Origin of the sequence: Streptomyces neyagawaensis (assembly GCF_023516595.1) — a bacterium.
In the GTDB taxonomy this organism is placed as follows: Bacteria; Actinomycetota; Actinomycetes; order Streptomycetales; family Streptomycetaceae; genus Streptomyces; species Streptomyces neyagawaensis.
The window spans coordinates 110,823-123,224 of the sequence record NZ_JAMGBG010000043.1 but is presented as its reverse complement, the minus strand read 5'-3'; the positions used below and the strand labels follow the sequence as shown (position 1 = coordinate 123,224).

General features: G+C 72.9%; 10 protein-coding genes. 4 read left to right on the top strand and 6 right to left on the bottom strand.

The features are described from left to right. Positions 1-30: 30 nt before the first annotated feature. The 4 genes from M8J73_RS20005 to M8J73_RS19990 all read right to left on the bottom strand — a co-directional run bounded on the left by M8J73_RS20005 (position 31) and on the right by M8J73_RS19990 (position 4,976). Positions 31-849: a maleylpyruvate isomerase family mycothiol-dependent enzyme gene (locus tag M8J73_RS20005; RefSeq protein WP_055541486.1), complete on the bottom strand. Its 819-nt coding sequence runs from the start codon at positions 847-849 to the stop codon at positions 31-33. Positions 850-925: 76 nt separating this feature from the next. After that, positions 926-1,909: an ATP-grasp ribosomal peptide maturase gene (gene tgmB / locus M8J73_RS20000; RefSeq protein ID WP_055541485.1), complete on the bottom strand. Its 984-nt coding sequence runs from the start codon at positions 1,907-1,909 to the stop codon at positions 926-928. Between the two features lie 17 nt (positions 1,910-1,926). Further along, on the bottom strand, positions 1,927-2,118 hold the full coding sequence (gene tgmA / locus M8J73_RS19995; protein WP_055517641.1) for a putative ATP-grasp-modified RiPP: 192 nt from the start codon (positions 2,116-2,118) through the stop codon (positions 1,927-1,929). A gap of 587 nt (positions 2,119-2,705) precedes the next feature. Beyond that, entirely contained in the window at positions 2,706-4,976 is a 2,271-nt protein-coding gene (locus M8J73_RS19990) for a heavy metal translocating P-type ATPase (protein ID WP_249828884.1), read from the bottom strand. Positions 4,977-6,612: 1,636 nt separating this feature from the next. On the opposite strand from M8J73_RS19990, the gene M8J73_RS19985 reads away from it, so the two are divergent. After that, positions 6,613-7,833 (top strand): DUF1015 family protein, encoded by a 1,221-nt coding sequence (locus M8J73_RS19985; RefSeq protein ID WP_055541167.1) that lies wholly within the window; start codon positions 6,613-6,615, stop codon positions 7,831-7,833. Between the two features lie 265 nt (positions 7,834-8,098). Here the strand turns inward: M8J73_RS19985 and M8J73_RS19980 are convergent, their stop codons facing one another. Further along, positions 8,099-8,929 (bottom strand): DMT family transporter, encoded by an 831-nt coding sequence (locus M8J73_RS19980; RefSeq protein WP_249828883.1) that lies wholly within the window; start codon positions 8,927-8,929, stop codon positions 8,099-8,101. 213 nt (positions 8,930-9,142) lie between these two features. Then, positions 9,143-9,607: a hypothetical protein gene (locus M8J73_RS19975; RefSeq protein WP_157873280.1), complete on the bottom strand. Its 465-nt coding sequence runs from the start codon at positions 9,605-9,607 to the stop codon at positions 9,143-9,145. A gap of 192 nt (positions 9,608-9,799) precedes the next feature. Here M8J73_RS19975 and M8J73_RS19970 point away from each other — a divergent pair, with 192 nt between their 5' ends. From M8J73_RS19970 to M8J73_RS19960, 3 genes are read left to right on the top strand one after another with little or no spacing between them, the layout of a single operon-like run. Beyond that, complete coding sequence (locus tag M8J73_RS19970) at positions 9,800-10,150, top strand: NADH-quinone oxidoreductase subunit A (RefSeq protein ID WP_240501603.1); 351 nt, start codon at positions 9,800-9,802, stop codon at positions 10,148-10,150. Continuing rightward, a complete protein-coding gene (locus tag M8J73_RS19965) occupies positions 10,141-11,460 on the top strand; it encodes a hypothetical protein (protein WP_055541392.1) in 1,320 nt (439 codons plus the stop codon). Before M8J73_RS19970 ends, M8J73_RS19965 begins: the two co-directional genes overlap by 10 nt. Further along, the gene (locus tag M8J73_RS19960) at positions 11,453-12,397 is read left to right on the top strand and encodes an NADH-quinone oxidoreductase subunit H (RefSeq protein ID WP_055541391.1); all 945 of its coding nucleotides are present in this window, start codon (positions 11,453-11,455) and stop codon (positions 12,395-12,397) included. The genes M8J73_RS19965 and M8J73_RS19960 overlap by 8 nt, the downstream gene beginning before the upstream one ends. Positions 12,398-12,402 lie beyond the last annotated feature (5 nt).

Here is a 12,402-nt window from a genome sequence, read left to right as displayed (position 1 = left end):
TCGTCGTGGCGCGCCGGTGAGGGCAGGGGGTCAGCCCATGACGATGCCGGAGTTGTCGCGCCACAGTGCGGCGAGCGAGGGGTCGCCCGCGACGGACGGGAAGGGCACGCGATTCCAGAGGGACAGGTAGAGCTGTGACGCGGGGCCGGCGATCTCGCAGTCCACGTCCGGGTCCGCATCCACAGCGAGGTTCGCGTTCACGTCCACGCCCGCGTTCGACCCCCGCTCAGCGCCCCCGGGCGGGCCGGCGGCAGTGTCCGTGCGGGTGGTGACGGGCGGCTCCGGGCTCAGGCGCATGGTCCAGACGACGCCCGTGTCCGTGGCCCGCACCCGTAGGACGCGGGGCTTGTCGGTGCGTACCCGGCTCTTCGGGCGGGCGTGGAAGGCCAGGAGCAGTTCGTCGATGCCGTCGACGGCGAGGGCTGCCGCGGGCCCGGCGGGTGTGCCGCCGAGCGCGGACTGCGCGTCGGCGCGGTGCACGGTCGTCTCGTGCGCCTGACGGCGGGCCCAGAAGGCCAGCGGGGACGGCGCGGGCAGGAAGCTCCAGCACGCGATGTCGGCCGGGGCGGTGCGCAGGGTGTCGACCAGCCGGCGGTGCCCCTCCTCGTACCAGGCCACCAGCGGCTCACCGTCCAGTTCGGGCTCCGCCCCCGGTGCGCGCGGCACGGGGTGCCCGTCGGCGACGAAGCCCGTCGCCCAGCGGTGCACGGTTCCGGTGTGCCGCAGCAGGTCCCGTACCCGCCAGCCCGGGCAGGTCGGGACCTCGGCGTCGGTGCCGGCCTCACGCGCGGCCGCCGCCAGCAGACGGCCCTCCTCGTCCAGGGTTCTCATGTGCTCGGCAGTGTCCATGGCGAGAGTCTGCCGGATGGAGTGCGGTCCAGGCCGCCGACCGCCAGCGGCCTGCCGCTCCCCCCTGTCCGGGCCGTCAGGGTGTTGCCCGGAGTCGGTCGTCCCGTCGGGTCTGCCGTTCCGGTTCGCGGTGGGTCAGCCAGTCGGCGACGGTCTGGGCGATCGGCTGGTCCGTGTCCATCTCCACGAAGCCGAACTGGCCCGACTGGTTGCACTCCAGGAACCACCAGATCCCGTCGGCGTCCTCCGCGAAGTCGAAGGCCCCGTAGGCGAGTCCCGCGTCACGGAGGTAGGCGTGGACGGCGGTGGCCGTGCGCGCCGGGACGTCGACCGGTTGCCAGGGCGCGTCCGAGACGGCGTAGCGGACATCGATCTCGTCGGGGTGGGCGTCCGGGTGGACCGGCTTGCGGGCGGCCAGCAGACGGTCGCCGACGGCGGTGAGGCGGATGTCGGCGGTCTTGGCGATCCGGCGTTGCAGCAGTGTGGGCCCGAAGGCGACCGCGGCGAAGTCCGTGCCGGGCGCGACACGGCTGGTGGGGACCGTCCTGGCCGGTTCCTGCGGATGGGTGCCGGAGACCGGCTTCACCACCAGGTCGGGGAAGCGCTCGGCGAAGTCCCGGGCGGCCTGCGGGAACGTGGTGATGAGCGTGGCCGGCACGGGCAGCCCGACCTGTTGGGCGTGCCGCAGCTGCCACGGCTTGTGGCGGGCGCGCCGGGCCGCGTCCGGGTCGTTCATCCAGCGGGCGCCCGTGGCGCGCAGCATGCCGTACAGGGCCTGCGAGGACTCCTCGGTGAGCCAGCCGGACGGCTCGGCCACCCGGCTGGCGGGAATCCCCGGCCTGCGCAGCCAGATGGACCGCAGCCCGCTCATGCCGACCAGGCGCCCCCCGGCGGACAGATGCCCGCGGAAGGCGCCGTGGACGTACTCACCGGAGAGCGCCACCCCGCCGGGCAGGTCGGCGGGGTCGAGGCGGACCACCGGTACGCCGGTCCGGTTCAGTCGGGCCACCACCAGGTCTGCCGTCACATCCTGTTCGCACGTCAGGATCAGCACCGTCATCTGTCGTATATCCGCGTTCAGTCGTCGAAGTGGGTCTTCGAGCCCGCCGTCGATGTGGTGGCCCCCAATTCCCGCATCAAAGCCAGGTCGTGGGCGGCGATCCGCCCGTCGGGGAGCACGTTCAACTGCAGCCCGGAGTCGTAGGTGTACGGAGCGCTGAACTCCAACTGCTCAGTGGTGCGAGCGTAGTTGAGTACGAACAGTCGCATCGTTTCTCCTTGGTTCGGGACCATCCGGAAAAACGGATGGTGACGCTCCGGCCGCGCTCTGTGGGGCCGGGTCGCTGTGCCTCCAGGGAGTTATACGAATCGAACGACTGAATGGTTGCCTCATCTTGTCGGCAGTTTCGACTTGCACCGCGAGGCGTCAAATGGCAACGGTACGTGGTCATTTCAGGGCTGCGTGCCGAGTGGCGAAAGCGAGGGCCGGGGAGCGGTGCGGGCGCCGCGGCCCTGGTGAGCGGGGTGGGAGCGGGAGCGGCGCTGGATGGGCGGGGGTGCTCCCGATGCTCCCTGTGTGCTCTGCGTGCTCTGTGTGCTCTGTATCTCTGAGTGGCGAAGGCGTTGCTGTGCGGAAGGCCCGTATTCCTATTCCCGGTTCGGCGCGTGGATCCCGTCCTATCGCCCTTTGCGCGGAACCGTGGCTGCCGGAAGCGCACCCCGGAGACGAAACGGAACTATGCGCTTGCCATTGCGATTCCGCTTTCGTCCCGTGGGTGCGGGAAGAGGCTTGTTCCGTGCCGCATCGGCGAGAAATCGCTTGTCGACCTCCGGCAGCCAGGGCCCGGACGGTTGTTTCAGCGGCCCGTGGGCTGGAATCCGCGCAGTCGCAGGCTGTTGCCGACCACGAAGACCGACGAGAAGGCCATGGCCGCGCCCGCGATCATCGGGTTCAGCAGGCCGGCGGCTGCGAGGGGCAGGGCGGCCACGTTGTAGGCGAAGGCCCAGAAGAGGTTGGACCGGATGGTGCCCAGCGTCCTGCGCGAGAGGCGGATGGCGTCCGCCGCGACCCTCAGGTCGCCGCGCACCAGCGTGAGGTCACCCGCCTCGATCGCGGCGTCCGTACCCGTACCCATGGCCAGGCCCAGGTCCGCCTGGGCCAGCGCGGCGGCGTCGTTGACTCCGTCGCCGACCATGGCGACCGAACGCCCCTCGCCCTGCAGGCGCTTGACCACATCGACCTTGTCCTGCGGCATCACCTCGGCGAACACGTGCTCGGGAGCGATGCCCACCTCGGTGGCGACCGCGTCGGCGACCGCCTCGTTGTCCCCGGTCAGCAGGATGGGCGTCAGGCCCAGGGCCCGCAGCCGCTCGATGGCCTCCGGGCTGCTCCCCTTGACGGCGTCGGCGACCTCCAGGACCGCGCGCGCCTCGCCGTCCCAGGCGACCGCGATCGCGGTACGTCCGGCTGCCTCGGCCTCGGCCCTGGCGCGCCGCAGGTCCTCCGGCAGGGACATGGCCCATTCGGCGAGCAGCTTCTCGCGGCCGACGAGGACCGCGTGGCCCTCGACGACGCCCTGGACGCCCAGTCCGGCGATGTTCGCGAAGTCCTCCGGGGTCGGCAGGGCGCCGACGCGGTCGGCGGCGCCGGAGGCGACCGCCTGCGCGATGGGGTGCTCGGAGGCACGCTCCAGGGCGCCCGCGAGACGCAGCACCTCGTCCTCGTCGGTGCCGTCGGCGGTGTGCACGGCGAGCAGGGTCATCCTGCCGGTGGTGACGGTGCCGGTCTTGTCCAGGACGATGGTGTCGACCTTGCGTGTCGTCTCCAGGACCTCGGGCCCCTTGATGAGGATGCCGAGCTGGGCGCCGCGCCCGGTGCCGACCATGAGGGCGGTCGGCGTGGCCAGGCCCAGGGCGCAGGGGCAGGCGATGATCAGGACGGCGACCGAGGCCGTGAAGGCGGCGGTCAGCCCGGCGCCGTTGCCGAGCCAGAACCCCAGGGTGCCGAGTGCGAGGGCGATGACGACCGGCACGAAGACCGCGGAGATCCGGTCGGCCAGCCGCTGGGCCGCGGCCTTGCCGTTCTGCGCGTCCTCCACCAGCCTGGCCATGCGGGCGAGCTGGGTGTCGGCGCCGACCCGGGTGGTCTCGACCACCAGGCGGCCACCGGCGTTGAGCGTGGCTCCGGTGACCGTGTCTCCGGAGCCGACCTCGACCGGCACCGATTCGCCGGTGAGCATGGAGGCGTCCACGGCGGAGGCCCCCTCGACGACCACACCGTCGGTGGCGATCTTCTCGCCGGGCCGTACGAGGAACCGGTCGCCGACCTTCAACTCGCCGATGGGGACCAGTTCCTCGCGGTCGCCGCGCAGCACGGTGACTTCCTTGGCGCCCAGTTCCAGCAGCGCCTTGAGCGCCGCGCCCGCCTTCCGCTTGGAGCGGGCCTCGAAGTACCGGCCGGCCAGGATGAAGGCGGTGACACCCGCCGCGGCCTCCAGGTAGATGTTCCCGGCCCCGTCGGTGCGGGCGACGGTCAGCTCGAAGGGGTGCGTCATACCGGGTTCGCCGGCCGTGCCGAAGAACAGCGCCCACAGCGACCACAGGAACGCCGCGGAGGTGCCGACCGATATCAGGGTGTCCATGGTGGCCGCACCGTGTCGGGCATTGGTCCAGGCAGCCCTGTGGAACGGCCAGGCGGCGTACGTCACCACGGGCGCCGCCAGCGTCAGCGAGAGCCACTGCCAGTACTCGAACTGAAACGCCGGGACCATGGCCATCGCGATCACCGGCACGGCCAGGACGACGGCGGCCGTCAGGCGCTGCCGCAGCGGCCGCAGTTCGTCGTCCCGCCGGCGTGCCGTGCCGTCGCCGGCCTCCGGCTCGGTGGGTACGGGCTGGGGTTCGGGTTCGTGCGCCGTGTAGCCGGTGGCCTCGACCGTCGCTATCAGGTCGGGGACGGTGACGTCCTCCCGATAGGTGACCTTGGCCTTCTCGGTGGCGTAGTTGACGGTGGCCTCGACCCCGTCCATGCGGTTGAGCTTCTTTTCGATGCGGGCGGCGCACGAGGCGCAGGTCATGCCGCCGATGGCCAGTTCGACCTCGGCGGCACCGGGTGTGGTGGTGGTCATGTCTGCTCCTCGGAAGTCCCGGACATGATGGTCGGCGGATCTTCCGCATCTTGGGGGAGTGATGGAGGATACCCCCTGGGGGTATCGGCTGGTTGGGTACAGGTATACCCCCGACCCGTATTGGACGCAAGGGTGGTCGGGCCTTGGTTTATACCCTGTAGGGGTATTGTGAGGTGCGGGGTCGGCTCCTGTAACGCCTCCGGGTGCGCGCTCACCGCAGTGAACAAGCCATTTGTCCGGCGAGTTGGCCGGCTGCCACAAGGCTCAGGGCAGACCGCCGTCGGCAGGCCGTTAGGATCACGACATGGTTACGGCTCGGTCGCCCTGGCGCATCGTCAGGACCCGCTTCGGCGCGGGTCCGCTGCTGCGCGTGCCGGCCTTGGTCGTGCTCCTGTTCGGCATCCTCGTGACGCACGGCCTCGACTCGGAGAGTGCCCAGGGGCATTTCTCCATCGGGGCGGCCACCCCCGCCGCAGTGCCAGTCACGGGCGTCCACCACGCCGCCCACGAGCCTGCGCGGTTGCTGATCACGATCGAAGCCGACGATCAGCCCGGTGGACGGGGGACCTCACACCCTGGCGAGCACTGTGCACCGGGACAGCCGCAGCAGGGCTCTGCCCTGTTTTCCGCCTGCTTCGCGGCGTCGGCGCGCGAAACGACTGGGTCACGGGATCCCTCGACTGTGCCCGGACCGGCCGTCGGTCCGCCTGCGGATCGCCCGTCTCCCGTCGCTCTGCGGGCGGCCTCCACGGTGCGGCAGGTCTAGGGCCCTTGGCGGACCGCCGACCGTAGCCGGTTCGGCTGTACCGCACGACGAGCGTCGTCCCCCGTGTTCATGAGGGGCCGTCACGTTCGTCGAAACCGTCCTGCCCCCCACCTTTGACCGCGCCTCACCCCGTCCCTGCCGGAGACGGGGCGGCGAGGATCGACGACCGAGGACCTGTGCCGACACTCTCCCGTACGCCCGAGCACGCCTTATGGGCCCCGTGGGGCCCGCCGCCGTGGCGCCGACTCGCCTCGGTGATCCGGGGCGCCTTCGTGATGGTGCTCCTGCTGTGCGCCGTCCCGCACGGTGTGCCGAAGGACACGCACGCGTCGGTGCCGGCGCTTGCCGGGCTTTCGACGTCTGGCGGGCCTTGGGCGCCGCGAGCGGGCGACGAACCCCATGGGCCCCACGCCCCTGACGGGGTCGAGGGCTGTCCGGCGGGCGTGGTCGTGCGCACCGCGGCCCAGGCGAGTGCGGATCTCCCGCTCGAAGGGCCGGCCGTCGCAGGGTTCCTCGGAGTTTCCCTGCCGCCGGGATACCAACGCGTGCTGCGTCGTGGCCCCAGGACCCGGAGCTCACGCACCGGCCGCAGTGCGCTCGTCCGAACCTCACGGTGGCGCATCTAGACCGAGTGCCCGCGGCCGACCGCCACGGTGGCCCGCAGCCGCCCGCCGTCGTGACTCGCTGCCCAGCGCCGTCATGGCCCGCGGTCGACCGCGGTCGCGTGCCGCTGCCGAGCCACCCGCCGGCGGGGCCCGCTGCCGTCCCTCCGGCCGTGACCGTCCGACCTGACCATCCCTCCAGCCCGGGGGCGGGGCACCACACAGTGCCCCGCCCTCGCTGGGCCCTGCCTCTTCACAGGAGCTTTCGATGCACGCCCCTGTCGTTCCCCTTCCCCAACCGACCTCGTTGCGGCTCCGGCCCTTCCGGGCGGTGCGCTACGACGCGGACCGCGTCGGCGACCCGTCCGAACTCCTCGCCCCGCCTTACGACGGCCTCGACCCGTCCCGGATCCGTGAGCTCCGACGCCACCCCCACCACGTGGCCCGCCTGCTGTACGCCGACGCGCCCCAGGTCGCCGCCCGTGAACTGGGGCGCTGGCTGCGGCGCGGCGTACTGCGCCGGGACGAGCGGCCCGCCCTGTACGTCCACCAGCAGCAGCGCGGCGCCCGGATCCTCCAACGCGGCCTGATCGGCGACTTGTTGCTGCCTCGGCAAGCAGGGCGACTGCTCCCGCACGAAGACGTGTCGGCCCCTGTCGTCCGGCAGCGCGCCGCCCATATGTCAGCACTGCGCGCCCAACTGGAACCACTGCTGCTGGCCCACCGGGGCACCGAGTCGACGACCTCCCAGCTCATGGACCGCGTCACCCGCCGCAGGCCGGTCACCGTGGCCCGGATCGGACAGATCACGCACATACTCTGGGCCTGCGACGACCGGGCGGAACTCGAAGACCTCGTCAGCGCTCTGTCCGTCACGAAGGCGCTCATCGCCGACGGCCACCACCGCCACGCCGCCTGCCTCCAGTTGAGCGGCGACGGGACGGGCCCGTGGACCGGCAGCCTCGCCCTGCTGGTCGACACCGCGATGTACCCCCCGCGGCTCTCCGCGATCCACCGGACAGTGCCGGCACTGGAACCCGCGAAGGCCGCGCGCAACGCGGCCGAAGTGGCCCGGGTCCGCCCGCTCCCCGGAGGGCCCCGTCCGCCGGAGCCCGGCGAACTCGTCCTGACCGGCGCGGGGCAGGCATGGAGCATCACCGAGCCCGACCCCGGGGCCCTGCGCGAAGCACTGGTGGACCGTCCCGGCCTGTGGGCGCGGCTCCCCGCCGCTGTCAGCGACCACCTGCTGATCCGCCACGCCTGGTCCGTACCCGACCTGCCCGGTGCCGTGACCTACGTGCACGACATCCGTCAGGCCACGGCGGCCGTCGCCGCTCCGGGTGGCGGCTGCGCGCTCCTGCTGCCCGCGATCGGTCAGGACACGGTATGGGAACTGGCCGGTGCCGGAGTCCTGTTGCCCCGCAAGTCCACCTCGTTCGGCCCCAAGCCGGCGGCCGGGCTGGCGATGCGCGTATGGGGCCTGTCGTAGAGCCGGTCCGGCACCTTCGACACGGGTGCGCCGCCCAGCCGGCGTGACCCCCGACGGCCGGTCCCCCAGCGGCCGGTGATCCCTCGGCGGCCGGCGATCGTCCTCCCTCGGACCCGGCGCGGTCGTCGTCACCGCCACGACGACCGCGCCGGCCATGGTCGAGCACCGGGAGGCGGGTGCCGACCTCCGGAGCGGGTCGGGAGCCCCCGGTGCCCGGGCCTCGGAGCCCGGATACCGGAACGCTCCCCGAACGCGGGCCTCCGGCTCAGTGGCCGTGCCCGTCCTCCGCGTGGCCGGCCTCTCCGTCGTCGGCGCCGCTCCGGGTGTCCTCGCCGCGGGTGTCGGCGCCGGGCGATGCCTTGGGCGCCTTCGTTCCCGTGTCCTCGGAGTCGTGGTCGGCGGCGTGCCCGTCCTCCGTCTCCGAGTCGCCGGTGCTCTCCTCGCCGTGGCTGTGGCCGCCACCGCCGGACTCCGCCGCCATGTCGGCCGCGACACCGCGCAGCCCGACGAACGCGACCGCGGCCGTGACCAGGACCAGGAGTCCGGTCGGGCCGACGATGCTGCGCCAGCGCGCGGCGTCGTAACGCAGCACGTACGCCACGAACGACAGAGCCAGCCCGAACGGGATCAGCATCGCCGCTCGTTCCGGGAAGTCCTCGAAGTGCTGAAGCCCGCCGCTGAGCATGCCGATGCCGAACGACAGCGCCAGCGAGGCCACCACGATCGCGATCACCTTCGCGGCGCTGGGCCGCCGGCGCTTCAGGACGAACTCGTTGAGTACGGTCGCGAAGAGGAAGACACCCGCCCCGGCCAGCGCGATCACCGTGTACCGGTCTGGGTCCAGCGGATGGTGCACCACCGCGCCACTGATCAGACCCGCCCCGACGAACGTGGTCGCGTACCCCAGGTAGTCGCCGATCACCGGTGTGCGCTTGTTCGCCCGCCGACGTGCACGGCGGCCACCGGTGGCTTCCTGGGCGTCAGGGCGGACAGGGACACGCGGCTGCTGTCCGGGGTGCCGGGAGTCCCGGTGGGAGGAGGGTGTCTGCGGGCGGGTGGGTATGCCGACGGGGTCGGCGAGGTGGTGCTGGGTCACGGATCGAGGCCTTTGTCGCGGGCGGGCCGGGCAGGCGCGAGGGCATGCCGACCCGCGGGGCGTGCGTGTCAGGGGTACGTCGGGATCGGCGGCAGGCTCACCGGTTCCTCGCCGGGCCGGAACCTCGTCGGTGCCGGTCGTCGAGCGGGGCCGGGCCGCGTCGTACGACCTGGTGGTACGACGGTGCTCATGCCTGCGTGCCCGTGACGCGGCCTAGATCCGCAGGACGGCCAGCTGTGTGATGTCGACGCTCGGTGAACGTCTTGGGCGGGGTGGCCGACGCAGGATCCGCCACGCGGCCCGAACACGCCGCCTGAGGTACAGGAACACCGCGAAGCGACGCCCGTGGAGACGCCGGCCGCCTGCGGCCAGGAGAGCACAGCAGCCGATGACGGCGACGCACAGACCGAATCCCGCCGTGTCCGACGTGCCGGGATGGCTGTGCTCCCCGGAAACCACCGCGAGAGGCGGGGCCGCCCCGTCATCCGGTGCGGTCGGCTCCGCCTCCACGTGACGGGTGTGGGCGTGGGCGGCGGCGGTCCCCTTCTCCGGACCCGTGTCCGCGCCGCCCGCGTGGGCGAGGAGGTGCATCAGACCGAGAGCGAGGAGCAGCAGGAGCAGCAGTCGTCCGACCGCCCCCCGCCCCGCTCTCGCCCCGCTGTTCATACGCTCCGTCATCTCGCCGTGCCGCCGCCGCGACGCCTCCGGAACCGTCGCGGCCCGTCAGCGTACCGGCGCCGATGATACCCCCAGGGGGTTAGGGGTCGGCCGGACGGACCTGTCGCCGACGGCTTGGGCCCTGCCTCCGGGGTCCGGACCAGCCGGTCGCGCACCATGAGCGGGACGACGCCGGGAAGGGAGGTCGGGCGGATGGACGCGTGGCAGTCGATGCTGGTCCTGCTCGGCGTGGTCGGCGCCGGTCTGGCCGCCCTGTACGGGCTGGGCCTGTGGCTGGCGGCGGCCCGCACCCCCCTCGAAACCGGTCCCTTCTCCGGTGGGTTCGGGCCGGGAGAACACGCCGTGTCCCGCTTCCATGTGCGCTGGTACCCGGTGACCATGATCTTCCTGGCCTTCGACATGGAGATGCTCTTCATGTACCCGTGGGCGAAGGTCGTCTCGGAGGTGGGGACCCCGGCCGTCGTGGAGATGTTCCTCTTCCTCGGCGTGCTGTTCGCGGCGGTGGCGTACGCCTGGCGCGAGGGGGCTCTGCGGTGGACCTGAGCCGCGCCCTCCGGCGTACGGCGATGAGGCGCCCGGCGGTGCTGGCGGTGACCCTGCCCGGAGCGACGGAACTCCGGCTGGAGGCCGAGGCGGAGGTGCGTCGGCGGGGGTGGCCCGTCGTGGACACTCCGGCTGCCGCGGATCTGCTGCTCGTATGCGGTGTCCCGGCGCCCGGGGACGCGCAGTGGCTGGACGCCGTCGGGGGATCGATGCCGGAGCCCGCCCTGCGCGTCGTGGTGGGGGAGAACGGGCGGGTGGCCGACGCCCTCGACAGGGCCCGCGCGGAGCTGGTCGACAGGGCCGCGACCCGGCGCCCGGCCGCCGCCGTGGCGGACGTACCCGTGGCTCCTGGGCCCGGCCCGCACGAGGGGCACGGCGACGTCCACGGCCACGGCCACGGCACGCACCACGACAGCCCGCCCCCCGAGGCATCCGCCGGCCCTGGCGATCACACCGGTCACGATATGCACGGCATGCAGGGCATGGGCGGTATGCACAACATGCACGCCATGGGCGAGGTGGCGGGACTGCCGATGGCCGAACGCGGCGACGACCGGGACGGGCTGAGGCTCGATCAGCTGCACGTGCCCCTCGGTCCCGCGCTGAGCGACTGGCCCGCGGGGCTCATTCTCCGCTGCACCCTGCAAGGAGACGTCGTGCAGGACGTCGAAGTGGACCACCTCCCCGCGGCGCCCGGCCGCCGACTCCCCTTCTGGGACGAACCCTGGCTGCGGGCCGCGCGGGGCGAGCCGGTCACCGGGGACCGCGCGGCGCGCCGACGCTGCGCCGCGCATCTGGACAGCGTGGGACGGCTCCTCGCCGTCGTCGGCTGGGAGGACGTCGCCGCGCGGTGCCGCCGGCTGCGGGACGCCTTGCTGTCGGGTACGTCGCGCGAGGTGATCGGCGGCGACCTGCGCAGGACGCTCCGCAGGATCCGGCGCTCCCGGACCCTGCGCTGGTCGATCACCGGACTGGGGGAGTTGCCGGCGGCCAGGGCGCGGGCGGCCGGGGTGACCGGGCCGGCGCTCGCCGCGGACGGGGACGCCCACGACCGGCTGCTCGTGTGGATCGGCGAGATCGAGCGCGGCCTCGACGGGCTCGACGACGAAGGGCCGTTGACGCCGGACGACCGGACCGGTCCGCGTGGCGTACTGGGCGGATCGCGGCCACCGTCGCAGGCGTTGCTGAGTCTCCTCCCCGAACTGCTGATCGGCGCCGAGTTCGCCGGCGCGCGGATCGTCGTGGCCAGCCTGGATCCCGACCTCGAAGAACTCACGTCGGCTGCCCTGTCCGGAGCGGCTCATGGCTGAGGCCGCGCCGCTGTGGGCGACGCTCGTTCTTCCCCTCGCCCTGGCAGCGGCCGCCGTGGCCACCGCCGGGTTCGACGCGGTGCTGTCCGCGTCGGCCGAGCGCGGCCCCGCGGCAGGTCCGCGCGAGGCAGGGCTGAGGGCGCTGGCCCCCGTGCGTGAGGCTCTGCGGCTGCTCGTCCAGCAGCCTCGTCGTACGACGGCCGACGACCGGCTGCTGGGCAGGCTGGGCGTGGTGCTTGTCCCGGTGGCGGCGGTGCTCGCGGGTGCCGTCCTGCCGTGGGGCTTCTCCGCGGTGAGCGATCCGCCGGTCGGCATCGTGTGGTTCAACGCGATGGAGGTCCTGGCCTGGGCGGCGGTGTGGCTGACGGGCTGGGGCCCCAACTCGGCGCTGGCACTGATCGGGGGACACCGGTTCCTGGCCCAGGGGCTGGCGTACGAACTCCCGCACATGCTCGCGATCACCACCGCCGCCCTGGGAGCCGGATCCTTGCGGATCGGGGAGGTGGTCGCGGCCCAGGACGGCCTGTGGTTCGTGGTGTGGATGCCGGGCGCGTTCGCCGTCTATCTGTCGAGCGCGCTCGCGATGGCCTTCTGGGGGCCGTTCGCCCACCCGGTGGCCCGGGACGCGGCCGGTGGCGCCGCCGCCGAACTGGCCGGCGTGGACCGGCTGGTGTTCCTGGGCGGACGGTGGCTGCTGCTCGTGGTGACGGCCGGATTCAGCGTGCCGCTGTTCCTCGGCGGGGGCAACGGCCCGCTGCTGCCGGGATGGGCCTGGACGCTGCTGAAGACGGCCGCCGTGCTGGCGCTGCTGGTGGCCGGGCGGCGCGCGCTGCCCGTGCTGCGGATGGAGCGGTACATGGAGGTGGCGTGGACGGTGCTGGTGCCGGTGACCCTGCTCCAGGCGCTGGTCGTCGCCGTCGTCGTCCTGAACGGATGAGAGCG